This window comes from Syntrophorhabdales bacterium, assembly GCA_035541455.1.
Taxonomy (GTDB): domain Bacteria; phylum Desulfobacterota; class Syntrophorhabdia; order Syntrophorhabdales; family WCHB1-27; genus JADGQN01.
Window position 1 is genome coordinate 1 of record DATKNH010000082.1, and the last position, 26372, is coordinate 26372.

Below are 26372 nucleotides of genomic sequence, written 5' to 3' on the forward strand. Positions count from 1 at the left end.
CTCGTTGATCGTTAACGGCAAATCGATCAAAGAGATCAGCCACCAACTCTCGCTTGCCCGCCCAACCATAAGCACCTACCGCACGCGTATTCTCCAGAAGATGAAAATGAAATCTAATGCCGAATTGGCACGATATGCTGCAAAGCACGGCCTTGTTGATTGAAAATAGAAAAGCCTCTTTTTTGTAGTCGGACGACTACAACTCGGATGACATAATTCTACACAAAAAACGACTGGCGATTATTGAAAGCCGGTGCCTCTTTCCGTTACTATCGATTCAGGTTCTGTTTCGCATTTGGATCTAAATCGAAAAGGAGGTGAATGCGATTTCGTCAGCGGATGGGCAACTATGGTTTGCCTGGATAATGGAATGTCTAATGAAAGGAGCAATCATATGAAGAAAACGATTTGCGCAATCGCTGTAATGGCTGTTTTTGGTCTGGTCTTTTTTCATTGCGCCACGCTTTTTGCCGCACCAGATACGTCAGCACCCATAAGAGTCGTTGTCGTGTCCGGCAGTAATTACGAGATGGGCGTGCAGTATGGCGAGCAGGCAGCGGACCTTATCGCTGCCAATCGGGACGTAACCTGGCAGATACTCGACAATGAAGTAACCGTCTTCAAAGGCGGCCCGCTCCTGGGTCACGACGGGGTACTCAAAGACATACAAGTCTGGACCTACTACATTGAGAAGTATGACCCTCAGATGAAGGAATGGCTCCGCGGGATATCAAAGGGATGCAAGAACAAGGGCGTCCATATCAGCTACGTTGACCTTATAGCGCTCATGGTTTTACCCCAGGAACTATGGGCTCGCCCGGGCGCACCGTATCCCTCAGAAACCGGCGTGGCTTCCCTGCAGAACGAGAAGGCGACGGCTCTGGCCAAGGCGCGCACCGGTAATCGCGCGCAGGCTTCCTGCACTTCCTTCGCAGCGACCGGAAACGCCACGCAGGACCATCAGTCAATGGTCTCCCTTACAACCGGATTCATCGAAGACATAAAATCGTTTGTTATTCTTATCGCGTTTCCAGATGAGGGCGAGCGTTTTATAGATTTGACCATGGCTGGTAGGATTGCAAGCAACACCGGTATGAATGACAAGTTTGCCTGGATCATGACGGCTTCGGTAACCGATCCCAGGACACCCTGCGCCACAAACTGGGGAGTCACTTCAGAAGTCTACTTTCACTATATGCTGCAGTATGCTAAATCGCCCGCGGACGCAATGAAGTATCTGGACGCAACTCCCAAAGGAGGTGTGACAGGCATCTTTCTTTTTGCGGACAAATCGGGTGATGTGTTTGCATACGAATGCAGCTATTGCGGCTGCCTGAAAAGGAAACCGGGCGATCTCGGAGAGAACAAAGACTTCGTTGCCACTACAAATGATTACAACAGCCCTGCGATGATACCCTACAGAATCCCTGCGGACTGGTTCCCGGACACTTACGTGCGGTACAACACCATTTTCAAGGAACTCTCTAATGCTCCACGTGGAACTATCGGCCTGGACTTTGCCAAAGCCGCATGGTTGTCCAACAAGTGGTACGATGCCGCAAAAAAGCAATGGAACACTGTAGTCCCCAACGACTTCTCTCAGCTTGACATGACTACCGATCCCCCTACCTCCTTCGTCTGCTACGTTCCCGGCAATAACTGCGAGGGCGGCGAGGGCCAGGTGATCCAATTTCCCGTGCGAAATACAACCTATCTCCAATCCGGGGGACCGGCGGGCACGTCAATCAAATATTACTGGCCGGACGATCCCAAACCGACCGGCGAATACACGAAGTGGCAGCTAAAGAATTCTATTGATAAAGTAGCCGGCGCTGCATCCGATGACGCCTGGGAAATGTTGCAGGCCGCTTGGTCTGCTTTCACTCGTAAGGCTTCTGGATTAAATGCTGCTACTCGAAAGGAGCTCACGGATTTGCTCAGTGAGGCGACTGAGGCATGGTGGAAAGGCAGAATGGCAGAAGCGGCCGCGGAAAACACCTCTCACGGTCGCGACAAAGGGCAAGTATCTCTCTGGAGTACTGCACTTACCGACTATGCTACGGCACAGCTCTATTCTCAGATGGTCACGACGAAGCTGAAATAAGTGCGCACCGATCACTTACAGATGCGCGCGTCGATAAGCCCATTAACAACAAGCTGCCGCTTCGATCGACCGAGGCGGCAGCTTGCTCTGGTAAGGAGGTAAGTGTTGCATTGACACCTCTGGCCATAGCTGTTACCATCGAATCATTGAGCGCTGTTATCACAACGAAGATGTATCGGGAGGGAGAGATGAAAATCACAGTTTTGTTGTTTGCTGTTTTGATCTGCTGTTTCCAGACAGCCGCTTACGCCGCACCGCCGCCTGCATTCGTTCCGGAGAAAGGCAAGACGGCCCTCATCGTGGTTGATATGCAGAATGACTTCGTGAGGGACGGCGGTATCCTCCAAACCAAAGCAGCGAAGGCCACATTGGGTGCCAACAAGAAACTCATAGACTACTTTCACGCCAACAAGATGCCGGTTATCTACACGAGACTTGTCGATGTTAACGACAATCAAAGAGTCCGTCTCATGAAGGTTGGGCGCCCGGATGCGTTAAAAGCAAACGCCATTGTTCCGGGGTTCAAGAGGTTCTACCCGGACGTGCAGAAGGAGCTCGATTCGGCGGATGTGGTGGACGAGATCTACCCCGCAAAAGGGGACACTGTCATCGACAAGGATCTCTTCGACGCGTTCCAAGGGACAAACCTGGATATCACCCTCAAGGCGAACGGAATCCGGACAGTACTGGTCACCGGGACCGTAACGCAGATCTGCGTGGATTCGACAGGCAAAGGCGCTTTCAATAATGGCTATAACGCCGTGCTTATTTCTGATGCAATCTCCACCGATGCTTCGGAGCCTTACGTCAAGGAATTGCTGACTAATTTTGGAAGACTCTGGGGAAGGGTCATGACATCTGACCAGGCGATCCAGGAATTATCGCGCTGAGTGTCAGTCGCCTCCGGAATAGATTCCCACGGGCAAGCTCTGGTACTTACGATATGCGTTCGCGCAAACATTGCATACATTCGCCCACGTTCAAAGCGTGGTGCTCTGCTGGCTCGCGCCGCCCGTAAGGAATCTATCCAGCGAGCACGGCTCGCGAGAGGGGGAGGCCGGGTACCCGCTTGCGGGTGATGGCTTTGCCACTGGAGGGGGCGACGCCGAGCCCCAGCGATAGACCGCCTCTACTGGTTTCTCAGCACCACCTTCTTCATATAAGGCCGCAGGTCATTCGAAGAGAATCGTCTTGATCTTCGCGAGGATCGCCTTGTCTGCCTTGGCGACCGCAGCAATCTCAGCGGCCAGTTCGTCACCAGTCGCCGGGTCTACCGTGACCTTCATTTTCGCGGCATCGGCGAGGAATGCCGGGTCCCTCACCATGTCGTCGAAGGCCTTGCGCAGCATTGCCACGCGCTCCCTAGGGACGCCCGGAGGCGCAACGAAAGGCCGAGCGAAGTCATTCACAGCATGAACTCCGACCTCTACGACCTTTTTCTGCTCATCTGTCTTGGCGAACTCTATCAACCTCGGAACCTTTGGAAGTTCTTTGATGGGCTTCGGAACAAACTGCAGTGCCACGAACACCTCGTCTGAATCGGGTTTGAGCCAGCTGGTTTTCGCGCTGTCCCAGCCTGGAGGTCCTCCTGCAACCTCTCCGCTCTCCATGGCAATGCGGATTTCGGTAGTGCCTTTGTAACCGGAGACGATCTGGAGTGGGAAGCCGATGTACTTCGCCATTCGCAGGGCACCCTCGGAGGAGTTCCCCTTTGACAGGCCACCCACTTTGACGGGCACGGGTGAGGCCCGCAGTTTCTCCGCGGAAGTGATGCCGCTCTTCTTGCTAAGTACTAGTACGACGTTGTCCTTGTAAGAGGCACCGATGAAATTGAACTTCTCACCGTCAAAGTCATAACCAGGCTCTCCCAGGAACTGTCCTAATATGAAACCACCGAGGATGTGGCCGATTGTGAGGCCGTCAGGCTTGGTCGCCGAATACAAATTCTTGATTTGGATAAGCCCCCCGGCTCCCGGGATGTTTTCGACAACGATGGTCGGCTTTCCCGGGATGTGGTTGCCCCAATGCCTGGCGACAATACGGGCCCACGCATCGTAACCGCCCCCCGGGGTTGTGCCCACCGTGATCCGGATTACTTTACCCTCGTAATACGGAGCAGCAGCAAGATCTCCCACGGCAACTGCAATCAAAACCGACAGCATCATACATATCGACAGCACCTGCTTCATAGGTTTTTTCCTCATCTCTCTTCACTCTTTGACATCACCCAAACCTATCCTCAACAGTTTGCAAGGTATTCGGCATATATATAACCTAAAATACTCCAATGTCACCTAAAAAATTATACGTCAGGCACAGCCTCGTTCCGGGTGGCAACCGTGGCACTGATGTTCGTTATTTTCATTGACACCTTCACTAACTTTAAACTACATTGGAACGTAATTCCAAAAAACACATTGCGAGACAAGGGGGCACAACTATGAGGCCTGGGAGCAGTAAATCGGTGTGGATTGGTCTTGCTTTATGCATTGGTCTCTTTTTTCTTTGGAGCGCAAACGCATCGGCCGCCGAGCAGCCGCCGATTAGAGTAGGGATACTCCTCCCCTATACCGGCGTGAACGCGCTGGCAGCGAAGCTGACGAATGACGGTGCAGAGTTATACTTCGACGAGATCGGCAGAAAGGCAGGCGGGCGCACCATCCAGATAGTCAAGGAGGATACCGAGCTTAACCCGACTGTTGGCTTGACGAAAGTGCGGCGTCTGGTTGAAGAACAAAAAGTTAACTTCATCATAGGCCCTCTCAGCAGTGCCGTAGGTCTAGCCATTCACGATTACATCCGCAGGCAGAAAGTAGTCCAGATAAACCCTGTTGCCACCGCGAAAGAATTGACCTCCCCGGATAAAGCGAGCGAAAACGTTTTCCGCGTGTGCGAGACAGCCGACCAGAGCAGTTTTACCATGGGAAAATGGGTCTACAAGAATACCGCCTACCGCAATATGGTGCTTTCGTCCGCTGACTGGGCGGCAGGACATGATTCGCTGGACGCATTTAAGGCGGGCTTTACGGAGGCCGGAGGGAAGATCCTGAAAGAAGTGTATCCCAAGATGGGCACCATGGATTTCGCGCCCTTCTTGAGCGTCATTGATGTCAAGGGTGCGGACGCGGTGTATACGTTCTATACCGGCACAGATGCTGTACGCTTCGTGCAACAGTATGAGGAGTTCGGGCTAAAGAAAAGGCTTCCCCTTCTCGGTCACAACGTCCTGACCGATGATCCCTATCTGGCAAGCATTGGAGACCCTGCTCTCGGTATCATCACGATCGGCCATTACTCCGCAGCCCTGGATACTCCCAAAAGCCGGGCGTTCGTAAAGGCGTACACCGCCAAATACGGTGAGCCCCCTTCCAGGTATGCTGAGTACGGTTACACCGCTGCGAATGTAATCGGAGCAGCAATTGCGTCCCTCAAAGGCGATGTTCAGGATCCCACCCGCGTAGCCAAGGAGGTCATGCAGATAGCGCCTAAGATCGAAACCCCTGCGGGTCCGCTTGCTTTTGACAAGTATCACCAGAGGATCATGACCATGTACATACTGAAAGTGGAAAAAAAGGACGGAAAGCTGGTCAATGCTGTTATCGATAGAATACCAGGAGTAGCCCAGGCCGATGTCTGGAAATACTGGCAACACAAGTAGCTCGTACAGCATCTCCATCCGCCAAGCTTTTATTCATGATTTGGAGTCACTTTTCGGGTACCACCTTGTATGTTCCTTTGCAGTGCTCGTCCACGAGGTATTGCTCAGGACTGTTTGTGTAAATGTGCGCCCATTGTGTGAAGTTGCTGTACACCTTCGAGGTGCCATCCCAATAGGTCACGGTCATCTGCAACGTGCGAAACTCTTCTCTAAAATCGCAGGCCAGCTGATCGAAGGTTATGATCTCCTTTTGCGCTGCCCCTTTCTTGAATACTCTTTTTCGCCACACCTGCAGGTATCGTTGAGGTGTTTCCAGTACCGCCTGTTTATCATAGTAATATTCCGTTCCATCTCTCCCTCTCATGTACATGGTCCAGTTTCTTTCCGAGTCCTCTGCCGCGCCAGCGCGCAGCGCGCTTAGGCCAAGGATTAACTGCACCAAGATAGCCACAGTCAATCCTCCGGATAGCTTCTTCATATACCCACCCTCCTTACCGTCTTGTCCGTCTCCGCTATGTTACCACAATCGCCAGGCAACAGGGGAGCAAATCAAACGACGTGCAGCGTTGAACCGATGACTATTTTGGGATACTCTCCGACCCAGTACCGGAAGACTACATTCCTTTGCCATTGCTGGGAGCGCATAATAATCGGGCAGCGGTCGTTTCTGGCAAATCTTCCTTCACGGTCTTACATTAGTTGAAGTAGAATGCTTTGATGCACAGGAGGTGCACCGTGTCACTTTCTCTACTTCTGAATGGTCGTTCTTTGATCCTGCTTTTCTTCGTCGTCACGTTCATGGGGGGACCGGCTCTTCTGGTAGCGCCCTGTCCCTCGCAAGCAGCCCCTTCTGTTGATCTGAGTACAGCCATCGTGGAGATCGCAAAGAAGACCATCCCTGCCGTTGCCCATATCGAAGTAACCGAGCGCCAGGAAGTGGCAAACCCCTTTCTTCCCTTCGAGGGCGACCCTTTTTTCCGCTACTTTTTCGGTAATCCCAAGATGCCCAAGAAATTCAAGCGCGAGGTAAGGGGACTGGGGACCGGCATGATTATTGATGCTCGCGGCCATATCCTGACCAACTATCACGTGGCAGGCGGCGCGACAAAGATTGAGGTAGTCCTTGCCAATGGAAAGCACTACCAGGCGAAGCTCGTTGGAGGAGACCCGAAAACAGACCTCGCAGTCATAGAGATCCCAACCAAGGAACAGCTTCCTTACGTAACCTTTGGAGATTCGGACAAGGTAGAAGTCGGCGAATGGGTGGTGGCCATAGGTCACCCGCGTGGTCTGGATCAGACCGTGACGCAGGGCATTATCAGCGCAAAGCACCGCCGCGGCATTACCGATCCGACGAGCTATCAGGATTTTTTGCAGACAGATGCCCCCATCAACCCGGGGAACAGCGGCGGCCCCCTTCTCAATTTGAGGGGTGAAGTGATCGGCGTCAATGCTGCGATTGCATCGGAGTCCGGAGGTTCCGAGGGAATCGGTTTCGCGATACCGAGCAACATAGCCCAACACATCAGCAAGCTACTGATCGCGCATGGCAAAGTCGAGCGAGGCTGGCTGGGGGTTGGCGTACAGGATCTCACTCAGGAACTTGCCAAATCGGCAGGTGTCGACACTCTCAAGGGCGCCTACGTGAGTGAGGTCGTCAAAGGAGGACCGGCCGAAAGAGCCGGTCTGAAAAAGGGCGACATTGTTGTTGCTTACCAGGGAAAGGAGATTGCGGACGCGAGTTCCCTCCGGAACGAAGCGGCCAATACACCCATAGGCAGCGACGCTCGTGTCACTATTCTGCGCGCCGGCAAAAAACATGACCTTACAATCCACATCGGAAGCTTGCAGGAGGCGACCAAGATTCTGGCTGCCTCGCTCAAAGAGCGTTTGGGAGCTGAGTTTCGTGCTGTCACGCCCCAGGAAGTGAGCAAGTACGGGCTTGAAAGCAACCAGGGCGTTGCGATCACACGGGTCGACGCGAAAGGGCCGCTGGGAGAGGTTGGTTTCGAACCAGGGGATCTCATCCTTCAGATTGAAGGACAAACAATCAGCAGCCTCGAGAATTTCATCGAGCTCGTCAGCTCATTAAAACCGGGCGTTCGTGTCACCCTGGTCGCGGTGGATCACAGGAGTGGCAACGCGGGTCAGGTGCAGGTAACAGTGCGATGACCTCATTGGACCATTGTTGGAGGCGGCTCCACTATCCGGATCTCGCCGAAATTCTGTTCGTACCTGAAGAGGTTTTCTTCAAGAGCCTTCACGATGCGTTTCATGTGCCCCGGGGTCACGATGATTCGCGAGACAAGGTGGGCCCCATTGTGTGACTGAAGCAACCAGTCGATGGTGAATTCCTCCGGCCCATGCCCCACAATCATGCTGTTGGCGTATCGCCCTCTCGACAACTCGTCGGTCGTGTTGATCTGTATCTGTTCTGCTCCGCCTTTTCCTATGTCCATCCTCTCCTCCTCTGTTGATTGGGCGCTTTGGGCTCGATTATGTCACAAGGCCGGCATCCTCAATTGCACATGAGACTCTCCTTGATCGCAGAGGACTTACGGCTACCATCTCCACGTAAGCTGCTAGCTCTTGCGCCTTGCCTTCATCCTGTTTCCTGTTCGTTCCATGGTATAGTGACCGGAGCAAGGCTTTGATAAGGATACGGTATGGGTAGTCTACCATTTTTTATAAGAGCTACAGCTTTTTTCACACTATTTTTTGGTCTCCTCCTTATCGAGCAGATCGCACCTTATGCACCCACCGCTCAAAAAAAGTCTTTCAGGGTCATCTTTCACCTGGGACTGAACATCACCAATAGCGTAATCCTTTACCTGGTGATGACCTGGCCCACAGTCGGCGCGCTCGTGTATTCACAGCACCATGCTCTAAGCATAGCGTCCCTGCTGGGACTCGGGGGCTGGACCGAGATCGTTGCAACAGTCATTCTCCTCGATATCTGGGATTACTGGATGCATCGCGCGTTCCACAAGGTGCCGTTCATGTGGCGCTTTCACAGGGCCCACCACAGTGATATGGAACTGGATGTGACTACGGCAGCGAGGTTCCACATCGGAGAGCTTATTCTCTCGGGTTGCTCCAAATGTCTGATGATTCTCTTTTGGGGGCCGTCACTCTGGGGATTGGTGGCTTTCGACCTTCTTCTCAACAGCGCGTCGCTCTTCCATCACAGCAATGTCGCCATACCGATGCGCTTTCAAGACAGGTTGGAAAGGCTGATCGTCACTCCGAGGATGCACCGCTGCCATCATGCACTTTACCGCGCCTGCTTCAATACCAATTTTTCGACTATACTGAGTTTCTGGGACCGAATTTTCGCCAGTTATCGCTGGTCGAGGGATAAAGCCGAACTGGAAGTGATGGGCCTCTCCGGTCCACGCGGCGATGTAACAATGAAGATCAAACCCTTCCTTCTTACACCGCTCTGAAGCAAATCCGAATATTCAATATTCAAATCCTAAACAAATTCCAATTCTCCAAACTCAAACAACAAAACACGGCGCGTCTTGAATTTTGGTCATTCGATATTGTTTACGATTTAGATATTGGAGTTTAGAATTTCCTCTGGTGCTACTTAATCTCCTTTATCTCGACTCCTTCGTAGGTGTATCTCGGTTCACCGTTCACTTTGTGGATCTTGGTATCGATTACTTCCAGTTTATCCCCTTTCGGCACCATCCAGAAATCTATGTCGAGCAGGTCCTTCCCGTCGGCAGATTTAAAATCGCTGCACGCAAAATAAACCGTCTGCCCGTCTTTCTGGAAGGTGCGCACAGGATCGTGAACTTTCACGAACGTGAGTTGCCAGTTCTTATTAAGTTTCTCATCCCTGACCATGAAGAAACCGCCGTGGGCTTTTGACATCTCCCTGGCATGGTCTTCAATGGCCTTCTTGACGGTGTCGGCGGTAATCGGTTTTCCCTTCTGCTCGACTTTTGACCCGGGATGTTCCACCGTCTTCCCCGGATGTTCCGCTGCATAAAGATGCGGGGATAAAAGAATGAGTGCACCCAACGCCAAAGCGATTCCGGCTGTCGCCTTTTTCATGGCACGGCTCCTTGATTGTCGAAAATATTATGTAACGTAAGATAGGGACCGTGGGGCTATCTGTCAAGTAAGGGCCGGATGCCTAAGGGCCGGATGCCTTTCAGAAGACCCTCTTCAGAAGTTCGCTCGCTATGACTGCTTTTTCAACTTCCTTGGAGCCCTCATAAATCTCAACGATTTTGGCATCGCGGTAGAATCGCTGGATATCGTACTCAGCGATATACCCATAACCTCCGTGGAGTTGCAGCGCTTCATTGGTCACGTAAACAGCAGTGTCTCCCGCATACCATTTTGCCATCGAGATGAGAGCAGCGTCGGCCTTACCTTTATCCAGAAGATAGGCTGATCTCCAGTAGAGGCCTCGCGCTGCCTCGACCCTCGTGGCCATTTCGGCGATCTTGAATTGCACCCCCTGGAGCCGTGCCAGCGTGCCGCCGAACGCCTTTCTCTGTTTCACATGAAAAATGGCTTTTTCGAGGGCTCCCTGGGCAACGCCGACTCCTTGAGCGGCCACGTGGTTGCGTGTCTTATTAAAGAAATCCATGAGCTGATAGAAACCACGGCCTTCCTGCCCTATGACATTTGTTACAGGTACTTCAACGCCGGTCAGATTGACTTCCGCGGTGTTTGCAGCCCTTATACCCATTTTGCCGTGTATCTTGGTCGCCTCGTAGCCGGGCATGGACGTCTCTATTACAATAATACTGAATCTCTTGTGCACATCCCGTTCCTCGGGATGAGTGAGAGCATAGACGAGCATGAAATGCGCCGTGCAGCCGTTGGAGATGAACATCTTGGAGCCGTTGATCACATACTTGTCTCCCTTTTTCTCTGCCCTGGTCTTAATCATGGTCACATCACTGCCTGCATCCGGCTCGGTGATGGCAAACCCGATGATCGCCTCACCTGCGGGGATCGGTGGCAGGTACTTCTTCTTCTGTTCCTTTGTTCCGAATGCCTGGATCATCTCGGAGCCGAAGCTGAGCGCGCACAGGCTCTGCCCGCAACCGGGGTCCACACGCCAGAACTGCTCTGTAATGAGGCTGTGTTCAAGGAATCCCAACCCTGAACCACCATACTCTTCCTCGATAAAACTTCCGATGAAACCATTCTCGGCTGCACGTTTCCATATGGCAGGGTCGAACTCTTCCTTCTCATCAAATTCCTTTGCACGATCCGTGAACTCCGCCTCTGCGAACTCCCGGGCCGCCTTGACGATATCTTTCTGTTCCGATGTAAGTTCCATACTAACCTCCAAGAAAAGCAAATGCGCAGTGGGGTACATCGACGTGGCGCAGCTTTATTTTGATAGAGAGTTCGTCGGCATGTCAATAGATTTCCGTGAGGACGCCTTCATCCATGCACAAGTGCATGATCCTCGGCGCCCGGGTAAGCATGTCTTTGACAGCCCATGGCTGCCGCGCTAGAATAGTCTTAATGGAAGATGAAGAAAAAACAACACCGACAACATCGGCTCAAGACGAGTGGGTGAGAATGGATCCAGATCGGCCGGCCTACCAGAAATTGCACCTCTGTCTTTACCTTGCGGAACTTCCCGAGCTCACCACAAGCGAACCCGAAGCGAAGGGCTCCCGGTAAGAGAAATCACGACACAAATGCTTTATATTATTCGTACGTGAGCTTCGAATAAGAAAAGCAAAGGAAGGTTGTCATGAAGCAAGTAGTTGTTCTTTTTTGTTTGCTGCTTATGGCCGTTTCCGCAGCACCTGTATTGGCGTGCGATTGCGACACGGCAACCGGGATCCTCCTGGGAGTGCCGGACCGACTTCATCAGGCCTGGCCCAACGACCCGGAGCGCCAGAAAAACCGACCGAAAGATTCCGAGAACGGTCCCAAGCAGGAAGTGCAGCCAGCCAATCAGAACCCCCAATCCGGGGGAGAGAACAAGAAATAGCGATCCTCCCACAGCTTATCCGCTAAAAATATTTACACATAATCCCTTTACATTGGAGAAAGCCTTGTAAATAGGGCTTCCGGCACTTTATTGTAAAATGTAAATAAAAATAGCAGCATAGTAACTTACTGTAATAATTACCTATTTAGCCTCCCGTATACAATTTGTTATCGTAGTCCGTCTCCCGTGATTTTGGGTCTATGTACCTAAGTTGCTGAAATAATGTACTTTTACCTTGTGGCATTCTTATTGCTTTATAGCTTTTCCATATGATGACACACGAAAAAAACCAAAAAGGAGAGCATATCATGGAAAAGAAAGTGTTACTAATCGACGACGAGGCATCTTTGAGAAGGCACGTGACCCTGGGTCTTATGCAACAAGGATACTACACCGAGCCGTGTGAGAATGGCATGAAGGGGTTGGAGACGCTCAACATGTTCAAGAGAAAGAACACCCCCCTGGACTGTGCCATAGTTGACGTGAGGCTCCCTGACATTGACGGTATCAAGCTACTGAAGGTGATAAAGCTGAACTATCCGCAACTGCCGGTCATTATCATTACCGGCCACGGCGACGCCGCAGTAGAAGAGGCAGTGAAAGCAGAGCGGGCTGATGGCTACCTGGAAAAACCGTTCACGATGGAAGAGCTGACCGAGCTGCTCGAGCAGGTACCCACACCGGCGCCAGCGCCCAAGAAAGAAGAGACGACGGCCCCGGTTCAGTCGTACAGCGCGTACGCCCTGGTGACACTCGATGCAAAGGCTGATATCCTTGAGGCATATCGGACCCTCTACTTCCAGGAGAACGTTCTGTACTGCGATGCCATCAGGGGAGACCACGACCTGATGCTTCTCCTGCAGGCTGAAACGCCCGAGGCGATTCGGGAAGTTGTCGATACGAAAATAAAGATGGTTAAAGGCGTGACCGATATAACGATGCTCAATGTGGATTCCCCCATGTTCGGAGAAAATGTGGTCGATATCATCGGCTCTGTTGATAAGGCTCTCGGCCGCGAAAAAGAAGAAGGTGAAGTTTACTCGAACCAGACAGCCCGGACCAGGACGTCATCCTATGTGCTGCTCGAAATCGAAAAAGAGAAGCTCGCCAGCATCTACCCATCCCTCTACTTCGATGACCAGGTTGTGTACTGCGACTGCACAAGGGGCAAATACGACATCGTACTGCTCATGAAAGGCACGAGCTTCGCAGAGATCGGCAATATTGTCAAGAACAAGTTCAAGCAGATGGACGGCGTGCTGAGAGTGAAGGAATGGCCTATAATCACGCTCCTTGAGATGTAAGCCACTGAAAAGAAACAGGTTGACTAAGTTACTGTTGAGGTTGAGATAGAAATAGGGTAAAGTGAGATAAATCACAAGCTCCGAAGTAAGACGAAGGCTAGGCCGAGCGAGGACACCGCGAGAGGTGCCCTCCCTCGCCTCAGCCTCAATCTGTGTTGTAAGGGAGATACTTGATGGCGACGAAAGAGCAGACTAAACAGGAACAGAGCGGCAACGGATTTTCCAATTTCAAAGTTGAGCTGTGGAAGTACCAGGGCGAAATGGGCGCCCTCATACCGCTTCTGCAGTCGGCCCAGGAAACGTACGGCTACATACCGGAATCAGCCATCGACCACATCAGCGAGGTCGTGGGTATTCCGTCTGCTGACATCTACGGAGTCATCACCTTCTATTCCCAATTCCGGCTCAAACCGATGGGAAAGAATATTATCAAGATTTGTGATGGCACTGCCTGTCACGTAAACGCATCCACTGCCATACTGCGAACGGTCGAAGACGAGTTGAAGCTCGAAGGTGACGAGACAACGGAAGACGGGCTCTTCACCGTGCAGAAAGTTGCCTGCCTGGGTTGCTGCTCGTTGTCACCCGTGCTCATGATCAACGAAGAAACACACGGAAAGCTGACACCGAAAAAAGTCACACAGCTGCTCAAAGAATACCGCGAGGACTCGAAAGACTAGCGGCTTGATTTGAGTTTCAACCATATGAAAGACATTCAGATGTCGACTCTGAAAGAATTGAAGTTTTTTTACCACGAGCGCAGCGAGTGTCGGTCGGACGTGCCAGGCCGGGATTCGATGGATTTCAAGGCGCAAGGAGCCGGGAACCGCAGGCTGTACTGATGTACGCCGAGGATTCACGGTGACGCAGCAACGAAGAAAGGCGCGAAGCCCGTGTCCTGGGACGGACGGCGACCAGAAAAAGAAGAACCCAGAGATGAGCGCAGGAGAGCGAGAATGAAGACGATCAAGGTAGGCCTAGGCACCTGTGGTGTATCCGCCGGCGCCGAAAAGACGTTTGAAGCGGTAAAACTGGAGATAGAGAAGCAGAATATCCAGGTCGTGCTCAAGGAGACAGGATGCAACGGGATGTGTTTTCGCGAACCGCTGGTGGAAGTGATCGACGAGTCCAACCACTCGTTCCTGTACGGCGATGTCACGCCGGAAAAGGCGCAACGCATCATGACGGAACACGTGCTCGGCAATACACCCGTGAAAGAGTGGGTCGTGCAGAACTCGGGGCCTTCCGGGGACGACACTTTTTTCCAAAAACAGCGGAGGATCGTTCTCAGAAACTGCGGGGTCATCGACCCAAATTCCCTGGATGAGTATATAGCTGTCGGGGGCTACGAGGCCATCCAAAAAGTATTGAAAGAATACACGCCTGAACAAGTGATAGAAATCATCACCAACTCCGGCCTGCGCGGCAGGGGCGGCGGCGGATTCTTAAGCGGCGTAAAATGGAAGTTCTGCCGCCAATCACCGGGTGACAAGAAGTACATCATCTGCAATGCGGACGAGGGCGACCCCGGAGCTTTCATGGACCGCAGTACCCTGGAGAGCGACCCTCACTCGGTACTGGAAGGCATGATGATCTGCGCCTATGCCATCGGCGCCGACGAGGGCTATTTCTACGTCAGAGCCGAATACCCGAAGGCTGTGCAGCGGCTGAAGCATTCCATCAGGGAAGCACTCAGCAGAGGATTCCTCGGAAAGAAGATCTTCGGCTCTGATTTCAATTTCTCCGTGAAAATCAAAGAGGGCGCTGGTGCTTTCGTCTGTGGCGAAGAAACCGCGCTCATCGCGTCAATCGAAGGCAAACGGGGCATGCCGCGGTTCAGGCCCCCCTTCCCCGCAAACAAAGGCCTTTGGGGCAAACCCACGAACATCAACAATGTGGAGACGTTCGCCAACGTTCCCTGGATCATCATGAACGGAGCAGAAGCCTTTGCCTCCATGGGAACCGAGAACAGCAAGGGCACTAAAGTGTTCGCTCTCGCAGGGAAGATCGCACGGGGCGGGCTGGCCGAAGTTCCTATGGGCATCACCATTAAAGAGATCGTCTATGATATCGGCGGCGGCATAAAGGACGGCAAGAAGTTTAAGGCGGTGCAGATGGGCGGACCTTCGGGAGGATGCATCCCTGCTTCCATGGACGACCTGCAGATAGACTACCAACAGATCAACAAGACAGGCGCCATCATGGGCTCCGGCGGCCTCGTCGTCATGGATGAGACCACGTGCATGGTCGACATGGCCAAGTTCTTCCTCCGTTTCACACAGGACGAATCCTGCGGCAAATGTACCTTCTGCAGAATCGGCACAAAGCGCATGCTCGAGGTACTCGAGAGGATCACCGACGGAAAAGGCAACGAAAAAGACATAGAGCTGCTCAGAGACCTTGCATATCAGATCAAGAATAATACCATCTGTGGTCTCGGACAGACAGCGCCAAACCCGGTTCTCACCACCTTGAAATACTTCCCTGAGGAATATGAGGCGCATATACGCGAAAAGAAGTGCCCGGCCCACAGCTGCGCGGCGCTGGTCAGTTACACGATAAGCCCTACTGCCTGTAAGGGATGCGCCATGTGTGTCAAGGCTTGCCCCTCCGAAGCCATTAAGGGAGAGAAGAAGAAGGCACACGAAATAAATCCGGAGCTTTGCGTCAGGTGCGGGAAGTGCTATGAAACGTGCAAGTTTGATGCAGTGATTAAGGATTAAACCAGGCTTGAGGTAAAGACGAGAGCTTGAGCACACATGAAGGGCACGAGTAAGAATCCAATACGGAGAAGGATGATATGGCTGCGAAACTAAAAGTTACGATCAATGGTAAAGAATATTCGGCCAATCCCGGTCAGACTATCCTCGAGGTTGTGAGGGAGCACCAGATCGACGACATCCCCACGCTCTGCTATGACCCTAAGCTCCCCCCTTACGGTTCGTGCTACCTCTGCGTGGTGGAAGTACAGGGACTCGAGAAGCTCGTTCCATCCTGTGCGAGTCCTGTTTCTGACGGAATGGTGATTCACACAGACAACGCCCGGATCAAGCAATCGAGAAAAACCGCACTGGAACTGCTTCTCTCCAATCACTACGCCGACTGCCTTGGTCCCTGCACCCAGACTTGCCCGGCAGGTGTAGACGTCCAGGGCTACATCGCACTGATCGCGGCAGGAAAATACAGGGAAGCTGTCAAGCTGATCAAGGAGAAGAACCCCCTACCCCTTGTCTGCGGAAGGGTCTGCGTCAGGGAATGCGAGAACGCGTGCCGGCGTAACTTAGTAGATGAACGGGTGGGCATCGATTACCTGAAGCGGTACGCTTCAGACTTAGACATCGAAGATCCATGGGTACCCGTAACACAACCTTCCAGCGGGAGAAAAGTTGCGATTATCGGGGGCGGGCCGGCCGGACTTACTTGCGCCTACTTTCTTGCTCTGAAAGGACATGCGCCCACAATCTTCGAACAGTCGCCGGCATTGGGCGGCATGCTCCGTTACGGCATCCCCGAGTACCGACTCCCGAAGAAGATGCTCGATAGGGAAATCAAGTGGATTACGGACCTTGGTGTGGACGTAAAAACCAACACTACCCTCGGCAAGGATGTCACAATCGAGTCCCTCAAGAAAAACGGCTTCGATGCCATCTTCGTAGCTATAGGTGCGCAGAAGGCCAAGGGTATGGGTCTTGACGGCGAAACAAAAGTTCCCGGCGTGATAGGGGGCGCCGACTTTCTGCGCAGCATGCAGGCAGCGACAGACGAAGGCAAGCCGAAAGTATTCGGCCGTGTAGTCGTGGTCGGCGGAGGCAACACCGCTATTGACGCTGCGCGCACATCGCTTCGCCTCGGTGCCGCAAAGGTGACCATCCTCTACCGGAGAACCCAGAAGGAGATGCCTGCCAATGAGATGGAAATCGAGGCTGCCATCGATGAAGGGATCGAGATGGTCTTTCTCTCAGCGCCAACAGCCATCGTCACAAAAGATGGCCGCTTGCGCGGGCTGCAGTGTATCCGCATGGAGCTGGGTGAACCTGATGCGAGCGGTCGCAGAAGCCCGGTTCCCATTCAAGGCTCCGAATACCTTCTGGAGTGTGATTTTGTCGTATCGGCAATAGGCCAGGATATTGAACTCGGAACTATCGCCGCCGACGGTCAGTTGAAGACAACGCGGTCGAAAGCCATTCAAACCAACAAGGCTACATTCGAGACGTCGATACCCGGGGTCTTTGCAGGCGGCGACGCAATCACAGGACCGGCTGTGGCCATTGACGCTATAGCACATGGCAGGATGGCTGCCGAGGCAATCGACGGCTACATGCGGGAAGGAAAAGCTAAAACGGAGAGCGCAGGATTCGTGAGCCGCAAGGAGAGCTTCGGAGACCTGGCCGAAAGCGATTTTGTGCAGTACCCGAAAATCACCAAAGAAAAGATGCCCGAACTGCCAGTTGCCGAGCGTATAAGGAATCTGGCGGAGGTTGAGGTCGGTTTTGCTGAGGCACAGGCGTACAACGAGGCGTCCCGCTGCCTTGAGTGCGGCTGCTCCGCCTACTTCGACTGCGCGTTGAGAAAGTATGCAACCGACTTTGGCGTCGATCTTACCAAGTTCGTAGGAGATGTCAGGAAATACAAAATTGACCGGGATCACCCGTTTATAGCGCTCGATCCCAACAAGTGCATCTCCTGCGGCCGATGCGTGAGGACGTGCTCGGAGATACTCAAGATCTCCGCCCTCGGCTTCGTCTATAGAGGGTTTAAGTCCGTGGTGAAGCCATCCATGGAGAAAAAGCTTCTCCAGACTAACTGCATTTCGTGCGGGAATTGTATCGGCGCCTGCCCCACAGGTGCCATAACGGAAAAAGTACCTTTCGCCAAGCCCGGGCCATGGACATCCGAGGAGATCGAATCCGTCTGCTCCTTTTGCTCACTCGGCTGCAACCTCAAATACAAGGTATTCCACGATCACCTCTTTTCCATCGCGCCCACAAACGGCGCGTCGCACAACAAAGGCTACCTCTGCCCGAAGGGGAGGTTCGGCTACAGGTACATGCTCGACGAATCCCGTCTTCTGAAACCCAAAATCAAGAAGAGAGGTGAATACAAAGAGGTGACGTGGAACGAAGCCCTCGACTATGCCGCAACCAAGGTCAAAGGGATCATTGAAGCCTACGGTTCAGGATCGGTCGCGGTCCTCGGATCGCCGCGCATGACAAATGAAGAGCTCTATCTCCTGCAGAAAATGGCGCGGGTCGGGCTCAAGACCAACAACATCGGCAGCTTCAGCAACCTGCTGAATGGAGTCGAGCAGGATGCGCTGGATGACATGTTCGGCATCACTACCTCCACGGCCACGACAGATGATCTGGCGGGCGCAGACCTGATCCTGGTAGTGAATGCGGAGCTGTCGGAGGAAAGTCTCGTGGCTGAGCTTAAGATCAAGGCAGCACAGAGGAACGGCGCGCAGCTGGTCACGGTCAGTTCTTCGGAGGTGGAGCTCAACAAATTCGCGGATCTCTGGATTGATGCAAAACGCGGCACGGTAACAGCCCTGCTGCAAGGCATGTCAAACACTGTCATCGGCAAGGGGCTGGCAGACACCGATTACATCAAGAAGAGAACCGAGGGCTTTGACGCATTCAAGGAATCGATTACAAATCTGAACACCAGCGGTGTTTCCGAGCTCACAGGTGTGAGCAAAGAAAGAATTACGAAATTGTATGACCTCATAGCAAAGCCCGATCAGAAGATTATTGTCGTGTACAATATTGATTCGCTATGGGAGAAGTCGAGTAACGATCTCAGAGCAATAGGCAACTTCCTCTTGCTCACCGGGCGAATCGGCAAGCCGGGCAACGGACTCATACTCTTGAGAGAGTATGCCAATTCCCAGGGGCTCTTCGATATGGGAGCAGACCCTCGTTATCTTCCCGGCCATATCCGCCCTGAAAATACAAAAGGCGTAAAGGATCTATCCTCGTTGTGGGGCGTTGATCTGACTCATATCTTCACACCTACTGACCTCAAAGAACAGCTGGAAGGAGACAGGATCAAGGCTCTTCTCGTATTCGGGGAAGATCCTCTGGCTGCGGCCCGCAACGTGAGGCTCACTGGCGGCATTGAATTTATGCTCGTACTCGATTATTTCATGACGCCGACCGCCATGGAAGCAGACGTGGTGCTTCCCGCGTCGCTACCTATTGAGACCGGCGGCTCTTTCACTGCGTGCGACCGAAGGGTGCAGGAAACCAAGGCGATATTTGCGCCACGTAGCGGGATGGAGAGCTGGCAGATAATCACGGGGCTCGCGAACAGGCTGGGCACCCCCTTTAAATACAAATCGGCAAAAGACGTAGCCTCTGAAATTCGCTCTGCAATTCCTGCCTACGGGGCTACGAAGTCAGGATTATTCTGGGGGCAGCCTATTTTTGAAAAAGGATTCATGACGCCAGACGGGAAAGCAAAGTTCAGCATTCTTAAGATAGATCTTTCCCCGTGCAGTGTCGAAAAGAAACAGTATGTCTCGTCAGAAAACTACTTCCGGACGAACGTCAAGGGCAGGCTGACGAGCCAAGCCTAAAGCCGGGAAGTAGGCTTGTGGCTTTATTCACAAAATGGTATAGTGTAGCCGCATGCAGATGAGGGCGCGAAAAGAGGGCAGAGTCGTGAAGGCTACCCGAAGCCTTGAAGAAATCAACTACGATCTGCAGAAACGCGTCCAGGAGCTCGAGTGTCTCTACCGCATAAGCCCCGAGCTCGAATCTAACGCCGATCTCAAAGACAGACTCACCAATTCTATTGGGTACCTCCTAAAGGGCCTCCAGTATCCCGAAATCGCCAAAGCATCGATCTGGCTGGATGGTATCGAGTACTCAGCAGACGGCCCATCCACGTGCCAGGATAGCGTTAACGTTTTCTCATCCGACATCCTCGTTGAGGGAAAGGATAGAGGGAGAGTCGAAGTCTGCTACACAAAAAACGCCGATTTTCTTCCCGAGGAAAAAAAACTGATCAATGAGGTAAGCAGGAAGATTTCGAAATGGATTGAGAGAGAAGAACTGCACTCCGAACTCCAAAAATATGTGCGCAGACTCGAGGAGTTGGTCGAGGAAAAGACGAGTGAGTTGGAGAAGTCCAAGAAGCGATATAAGGATCTTTTTGAGGACGCTCCTGTCCCTATGCTCTTTTCAAGATTCAACGGGGATATCATAAAGGCCAACAGAGCCTTCTACCAGTTGTTTGATTACCCCGAAGACGGCTCTGTCCATCTCAATTTCGTCAAGGATAAGCTGTACGAAGACATGGAGGCCAGGAAAACCATTTACAAGAAGCTCATGGAACAGGGCAGAGTCGACAACTTCGAACTCGCGCTGCTCGATCGTAACGGGGCGCCCATTCCTGTCGCAGGCTCTTACATTTTTATCGACATCGACGGCGAGCGCTGCGTGGAATCTGTCTATAAAGACCTTAGACTGCGTAAGGAGCTGGAACAAAAGCTCATTGAGCAGAACGAAAATCTGGAGAATATGGTACGGACACGGACCCTTGACCTCGAAAATCAGAAGGACCTCCTGATCAGAAAGAACCATGAGCTGATGACGCTTACTGAAAAACTGAGGGAGAGCAAGAGCAGAGTCCAGATTCTCTTCAATGCCATCACGGACGCGGTGACGGTTATCGATCACGACCTGAATATCCTGATGTCGAACCAGAAAAACATCGGGAACAAGGGAAAATGCTACAAGAAAGTCTTTAACAGGGAACAGCCATGCGACGATTGCCTTGTGGCACGGGTTTTTGAACAGAAAACCTCTGTCCGGCAGGAAAAAGAGATAGACGACGGACACTATCTGTTACAGGCATACCCGATTCTCGACGCAAAAGGCAATGTTGAGGCAGCGCTTGAGATTTCCCGTGTGATCACAAAAGAGAAGAACCTTGAGCGGCAGCTTCTGCAGGCCGACAAACTCGCATCCCTGGGGCAGCTCGTTTCAGGCATCGGCCACGAGATCAACAACCCCAACACCTTCATCCGCGGCAACCTCTACATCATTCAGGAAGCGATGAACGACATTTTTCCTATCCTGGACCAGTACCATAAATCGAACCCGGACGCCAGGATAGCTCGCCTGGATTATGACATTTTCCGACAAAGCGTGCCTGTTCTCATTGAAGATATGGTGCAGGGCGCCAATCGTATCAAGGGTATTGTGGACGGTCTGCGGAAATTCGCAAAAAAAGATGAGGGCCTCCTCAATGAAACAGTTAATATCAATACCATCACCGAAGCGTGCCTGCGGCTTGCCGACAACCAGATTCGGAGAACAGCCGATGTGAAAGTCAGCCTGGACCCGGGCCTGCCTTCGATCACGGGGAACTCTCAAAAGTTACAGCAGGTCATTGTCAACATACTGATCAACGCCTCCCAGGCCATCGACAAGCAACGCGGCACGATTCACGTCATGTCCCAGTCTACGGACAAAGAAGTGGTGCTCAAAGTAAAGGACGACGGCAAGGGAATGGATGACCGCATCTTGAGACAGATTTTTGACCCCTTCTTCACCACAAAGCGTCACCAAGGCGGAACAGGGCTCGGTTTATCGATTGCGTATGGAATCATCAAGGAGCATCAGGGCCGCATAGAGGTGGAAAGCAAAGCAGGCATGGGAACAACCTTCAGCATCTACATCCCCAGAAACATCTGAGGCGAGCGTGAACAAGATTCTCGTTATCGACGACGATCAGGCCGTTCTCAACTACCTGAATATTTTCCTGCTGCAGACAGGCTCTTTCGATGTCACAACACTCGCAAACAGCACCAGGGCTTACGACCTGCTCAAGTCCAACCGCTATGATCTCCTGCTTCTGGATATGGACATGCCCGATGTCACCGGGATCGATATCCTCAAGAATGTCCAGGAAAATAATATCGACGTTGAAACAATCGTGTTGACAGGTGTCGAAGATATCGAGCTCGCGGTCTCGGCCATGAAGCTCGGGGCCCACGAGTACCTTGTAAAGCCGGTTGATAACGACCGGCTGCTCTCGCTCATCAACAGCGTGCTGGAGAAAAGAAAAAGCCACAAGATCATCGACCAGGAAGTCACGGTTTCCGCCGATCTCAAATTTAAGGATGCCTTCAAGGACATCGTGACGCAGGATGAGAAACTGAACAAGATTTTCTCCATCGTTGAAAAGATGGCCCAGACGGACAGCAGCATTCTGATCTGGGGTGAAAGCGGCACCGGCAAAGAGCTGATAGCAAGAGCTGTCCATAAAATCAGCAAGAGAAGCAAGAACGGCTTCGTGGCGGTGAATGCCGGTACGTTTGCAAACGAACTCTTTGCTTCTGAGTTTTTCGGCCACAGCCAGGGCGCATTTACCGGCGCAAATTCAAACAAGAGAGGATTTCTGGAAGAGGCCGACAGGGGAACGCTCTTTCTGGACGAGATCGGAGAACTGGGTCTCCCCATACAGGTGAAGTTGCTCAGGGTCTTGCAGGAAGGCGAATTTTTCCGCCTCGGCTCCACAAAGAATCTGAAGGTGGATGTCAGAATTATCGCCGCCACCAACAAGAATCTGCACGAAGAGATAAAAAAGGGGAATTTCAGAAAAGACCTTTTTTACCGCCTCAACATGAATTCGGTCTATCTGCCGCCGCTGAGGGAAAGAAAAGGTGACATTCCTCTTTTGTGCATGCATTTTCTGAAGAAGTTCTGCCTGTTGAACGATAAGAAAATAGATAAGATCACCGACCCTGCCATGCGGCTTCTTGCCAATTACGATTATCCCGGAAACGTCCGGGAACTGATGAACATCATCAACAGCGCGGTTATTGTTGAATCGACGAATGAGATCAGAAAGAAATCGCTCCCCCACTACTTCCTCGAGGATTCGTCGGTGCTTTCCGACGCAGGTCCCATGGAAATGCCGCTCAAGACATTGGAGGATGTGGAGAAAAATCACATCAAGAAAATTTTGAGCTATACAAGCGGCAACAAAACAAAAGCGTCGCAGATTCTTGGCATATCAAGAGTCAACCTCATCGCGAAGGCAAAGAAGTACAAACTCGATTAACCTCAAAATCTTCTCGACCGCACGCAGCAGAGCCCGTACACTAGGTGGCATCCTTGGCCTGCGCGCATACACAATTGCGGGCCCGCGCAGTGTTGCACTTTCCCTCATTGCCCGATGACATAGATTTCGAGAGTGATTACATTTCTGCAGAGGCAGTCTGCGACATGTCCAAACTCTCACGCCGTCAGTTTCTTAAAGCAGCTTGCGTCGCAGGAACAAGCGCGCTCGTCGTCGGCTGCACTGACATGACGACAAGGCTGATCCCCTACGTGACTGCACCTGAAGACATTGTTCCGGGAGAGGCCACGTGGTACGCGACCACGTGCCGCGAATGTCCTGCGGGCTGCGGCTTACTGGCGAAGAATCGTGATGGCCACATCATCAAAGTAGAAGGCAACCCCGCTCATCCGGTGAACACGGGCAAAGTATGTCCGCGCGGGCAGGCCTCTGTCCAGGGCATATATAATCCGGATCGCTATCCTCAACCCTTCACCAGAAACTCGCGCAACAAACTGACGCGTGCTTCGTGGAAAGATGCGGAGCAGATTCTCGTGCAAAAACTCATCCAGTTGAAACAGGCAAATAAGAAAGGTCGGATTGTTTTTCTTACCGGCCTTGTGACAGGAAGCCGAAAAGAACTGATCGGGCGATGGTCTTCGGCACTTGGCGGCGAGCACCTGATGTATGAGCCCATCGCCTACGAAGTGCTGCGTAAAGCAAATCAGGTTGTATTCGCTAAACCTCTCATCCCGACCTATCGTATTGATCAGGCCGATTTCCTCCTCTCCTTCGGCGCCAATTTTCTCGAATACTGGATCTCAAATGTGCAGTTCACCCGTCAATTCGCCCAGTTCCATGAACCAAAGCCCGGCGGCGTCAAAAATATCTTCGTGTACGTAGGTCCTCGTCTTTCAATGACAGCGGCGAACGCCGACCACTGGCTTGGCGTGCCAGCAGGCACGGAATCTCTCGTGGCGCGAGCACTGCTCGGCATGGCCGCAAAACATGCACGGACTGGGCCAGGTCAGGAGATAACGCCTGATCTTCTTCAGACGCACACAGGAGTGAGTCCCGAGCGGCTCAGATTCATAGCGAATGAGCTGAGCAAAGCAAAGAATCCGCTCATTCTTTCGGAAGGTGCAACTTTCCAGGACCCGAACGCGTTCCAGACAGCAGTGGCTGCCAATATGCTGCAGTCGAACTCACCGTCACGAACCACTATTGATTGGGGAGATCCCGTCTCGCTCAGTGACGTGCTCTATGCAGCGCAAATGAAGGAGCTTACCGACAGGATGGCAAGCGGCGAAATAGACGTTCTCGCCATCGATAGCGCGAACCCGATCTTCCATCTGCCTGCATCGTGGGGCTTTGAGAAGGCGCTTCAACGCGTCCCGCTCATCGTCTCTTTTTCCTCCTATCCGGATGAGACAAGTTCTTTTGCACATATCATCATGCCGACCCACACCTTCCTCGAAAGCTGGGGTAATTACAGTCCGCGTTCCAGCGTGAATGGCGTGCTGCAGCCGGTGATGGGCCCGATGTTTGCGACCAGGTCCCTTGAGGACATTCTCCTGTCAACAGGCAAACAGTTTTCGGGTAATGAAGCATTTCCGGAAAAAGACGCGTATGATCTGGTCCGGAAGTTCTGGAGCAAAGGCGGGAAGGGACAGGCAGCTGCCGATACTGACACCTTGTGGGAAGAGTACGTGCAGCGAGGAGGAGTATGGACAACCAGTAAGGATGAGTCCTCCGGTGCTCAAGCTGCAGCAGCCGGCCGCGGCGCAGCCGAATTCCGATTCTCTGCACTCCCTGAAATGCCTGCCGAAGGCTCTTTGAAAACGTGCGCTTTCATCACGTATCCGACAACCCAGTTCTTCGATGGCAGAATGGCCAACCGGCCGTTTTTGGAAGAAATGCCCGACCCTATGACAATGGTACCCTGGGAAGGGTGGCTCGAAGCCAGTCCGCGTACAGCCGAGTTGCTCGGCGTGAAGCAAGGCGATATGCTCACGGTGCAATCGAGCAATGGCACGCTTGACGGTCCTGTATATATCTATCCCGGGCTTGTCGATTACGCTGTCGCCATGCCTTTCGGCCGCGGGCACAGCGATTCGTTCGGCCGATATGTTGCCGACGATAAGATCGGCAACCCTTTGCGGTTGATCTCCTCTCAAACTGATGCTGCCGGCGGCCTGGTCTGGTCCATAGCTCCGGTTAGCCTGAAGAAGAAAGGCGGATTCATCGGCCTCGCCCGCGCTGACGGCAGCGGCTATCAGCACCAAAGGCGTCTCGCACGTGACATTTCATTGAATGAATTCAGAAATTCCACAGGCGAGAAGCCTGATATTGTGATGCCCCTTCCTGAAGGGTGGCGTGAAGATGTTGATTTTTATCCGAAGCATCATCATGGCGACTACCGCTGGGGTATGGCAGTAGATCTGGACCGCTGCATCGGGTGCCAGGCATGTGTCGTCGCCTGCTATGCTGAGAACAATGTGGGGATTGTCGGCAAGAAGAATTTTCTCAAAGGGCGTGAGATGTCATGGATCCACATCGAGCGCTACTTTGAGCAGGATCAGCCCTTGGTGCGCTTCCTTCCGGTGCTCTGTCAGCACTGCGATGAGGCGCCCTGCGAATCGGTCTGCCCTGTGTTCGCTCCCAACCACAGCGAGGAGGGAATCAACAATCAGGTGTATAACCGCTGCCTCGGAACACGGTTCTGTAACCAGAACTGCCCGTGGAAGGTGAGAAGGTTCAACTGGTTTACCTTTCATCATGATAAGCCTCTCAACTGGCAGCTTAATCCGGATGTGACAGTGCGGGAAAAAGGTGTGATGGAAAAGTGTTCCTTCTGTATCCAGCGGATCTCTGACGCGCGAACAAAAGCCATCAGCGAGCACCGTCTCATTCGCGATCTTGAATTTCAGCCGGCCTGCGCGCAGACGTGCCCTGCTGACGTTCTCGTATTCGGCAACCTGAAAGATCCGAATAGCCGCGTATCACAGTTGATCAGGCAGGCACGTACTTACCAACTGCTGGGCGGCCTCAACACGAAACCGGCAGTCTTTTATTTAAAGAAAATTATCCACCAGGTTTAAAGAAAATGTTTAAGGTACAGCGTACCGCCACCCTTTTTTTCACGTCCGAGCGCAAAGCGCGGTCGTCCCAGTCCGCTGCCGCGGACGGTCGTCCAAGTTCGCTCATGAGCGAACGGACGTCCATCGGCTTTCACTGGTCCCTGGACCCCGTATT

At 52.6% G+C, this 26372-nt stretch carries 18 protein-coding genes; 13 read left to right on the plus strand and 5 right to left on the minus strand.

All coding sequences use genetic code 11. The features are described 5' to 3' along the window. Window positions 1-394 precede the first annotated feature (394 nt). Window positions 395-2104, plus strand: coding sequence for a C45 family autoproteolytic acyltransferase/hydrolase (locus tag VMT71_08295; GenBank protein HVN23958.1), 1710 nt, complete (start codon window positions 395-397; stop codon window positions 2102-2104). A 188-nt stretch (window positions 2105-2292) separates the two neighbouring features. Beyond that, a complete protein-coding gene (locus VMT71_08300; protein ID HVN23959.1) occupies window positions 2293-2994 on the plus strand; it encodes an isochorismatase family cysteine hydrolase in 702 nt (233 codons plus the stop codon). Between the two features lie 282 nt (window positions 2995-3276). Here the strand turns inward: VMT71_08300 and VMT71_08305 are convergent, their stop codons facing one another. Then, on the minus strand, window positions 3277-4308 hold the full coding sequence (locus tag VMT71_08305; GenBank protein ID HVN23960.1) for a tripartite tricarboxylate transporter substrate-binding protein: 1032 nt from the start codon (window positions 4306-4308) through the stop codon (window positions 3277-3279). A 236-nt stretch (window positions 4309-4544) separates the two neighbouring features. Between VMT71_08305 and VMT71_08310 the strand changes: the two genes are divergently transcribed. Continuing rightward, complete coding sequence (locus tag VMT71_08310) at window positions 4545-5762, plus strand: ABC transporter substrate-binding protein (GenBank protein HVN23961.1); 1218 nt, start codon at window positions 4545-4547, stop codon at window positions 5760-5762. A 46-nt stretch (window positions 5763-5808) separates the two neighbouring features. Here the strand turns inward: VMT71_08310 and VMT71_08315 are convergent, their stop codons facing one another. Next, window positions 5809-6240, minus strand: coding sequence for a hypothetical protein (locus tag VMT71_08315; GenBank protein ID HVN23962.1), 432 nt, complete (start codon window positions 6238-6240; stop codon window positions 5809-5811). Between the two features lie 257 nt (window positions 6241-6497). Between VMT71_08315 and VMT71_08320 the strand changes: the two genes are divergently transcribed. Beyond that, window positions 6498-7934 (plus strand): trypsin-like peptidase domain-containing protein, encoded by a 1437-nt coding sequence (locus VMT71_08320; protein HVN23963.1) that lies wholly within the window; start codon window positions 6498-6500, stop codon window positions 7932-7934. Between the two features lie 2 nt (window positions 7935-7936). On the opposite strand, the gene VMT71_08325 is transcribed toward VMT71_08320, so the two are convergent. Next, window positions 7937-8221: a DUF3467 domain-containing protein gene (locus tag VMT71_08325; GenBank protein HVN23964.1), complete on the minus strand. Its 285-nt coding sequence runs from the start codon at window positions 8219-8221 to the stop codon at window positions 7937-7939. Window positions 8222-8428: 207 nt separating this feature from the next. On the opposite strand from VMT71_08325, the gene VMT71_08330 reads away from it, so the two are divergent. After that, window positions 8429-9208 carry a sterol desaturase family protein gene (locus VMT71_08330; GenBank protein ID HVN23965.1) on the plus strand — a complete coding sequence of 260 codons (780 nt, stop codon included), beginning with the start codon at window positions 8429-8431 and terminating at the stop codon, window positions 9206-9208. Between the two features lie 142 nt (window positions 9209-9350). Here VMT71_08330 and VMT71_08335 read toward each other — a convergent pair whose 3' ends face one another. Beyond that, window positions 9351-9827 carry a hypothetical protein gene (locus VMT71_08335; GenBank protein ID HVN23966.1) on the minus strand — a complete coding sequence of 159 codons (477 nt, stop codon included), beginning with the start codon at window positions 9825-9827 and terminating at the stop codon, window positions 9351-9353. A gap of 100 nt (window positions 9828-9927) precedes the next feature. Then, a complete protein-coding gene (locus VMT71_08340; protein HVN23967.1) occupies window positions 9928-11073 on the minus strand; it encodes an acyl-CoA dehydrogenase family protein in 1146 nt (381 codons plus the stop codon). A gap of 426 nt (window positions 11074-11499) precedes the next feature. On the opposite strand from VMT71_08340, the gene VMT71_08345 reads away from it, so the two are divergent. From VMT71_08345 to VMT71_08380, 8 genes are all read left to right on the plus strand, one after another. Then, entirely contained in the window at window positions 11500-11742 is a 243-nt protein-coding gene (locus tag VMT71_08345) for a hypothetical protein (GenBank protein ID HVN23968.1), read from the plus strand. Window positions 11743-12050: 308 nt separating this feature from the next. Then, on the plus strand, window positions 12051-13046 hold the full coding sequence (locus VMT71_08350; GenBank protein HVN23969.1) for a response regulator: 996 nt from the start codon (window positions 12051-12053) through the stop codon (window positions 13044-13046). Between the two features lie 173 nt (window positions 13047-13219). Continuing rightward, window positions 13220-13726 carry an NADH-quinone oxidoreductase subunit NuoE gene (nuoE, locus tag VMT71_08355; protein ID HVN23970.1) on the plus strand — a complete coding sequence of 169 codons (507 nt, stop codon included), beginning with the start codon at window positions 13220-13222 and terminating at the stop codon, window positions 13724-13726. Window positions 13727-14002: 276 nt separating this feature from the next. Next, complete coding sequence (gene nuoF / locus VMT71_08360; protein ID HVN23971.1) at window positions 14003-15769, plus strand: NADH-quinone oxidoreductase subunit NuoF; 1767 nt, start codon at window positions 14003-14005, stop codon at window positions 15767-15769. 77 nt (window positions 15770-15846) lie between these two features. Further along, on the plus strand, window positions 15847-19623 hold the full coding sequence (locus VMT71_08365; GenBank protein HVN23972.1) for a molybdopterin-dependent oxidoreductase: 3777 nt from the start codon (window positions 15847-15849) through the stop codon (window positions 19621-19623). A gap of 85 nt (window positions 19624-19708) precedes the next feature. Further along, complete coding sequence (locus VMT71_08370) at window positions 19709-21748, plus strand: ATP-binding protein (GenBank protein HVN23973.1); 2040 nt, start codon at window positions 19709-19711, stop codon at window positions 21746-21748. A gap of 7 nt (window positions 21749-21755) precedes the next feature. Further along, the gene (locus VMT71_08375; GenBank protein HVN23974.1) at window positions 21756-23120 is read left to right on the plus strand and encodes a sigma-54 dependent transcriptional regulator; all 1365 of its coding nucleotides are present in this window, start codon (window positions 21756-21758) and stop codon (window positions 23118-23120) included. A 164-nt stretch (window positions 23121-23284) separates the two neighbouring features. Further along, window positions 23285-26218: a molybdopterin-dependent oxidoreductase gene (locus tag VMT71_08380; protein HVN23975.1), complete on the plus strand. Its 2934-nt coding sequence runs from the start codon at window positions 23285-23287 to the stop codon at window positions 26216-26218. Window positions 26219-26372 lie beyond the last annotated feature (154 nt).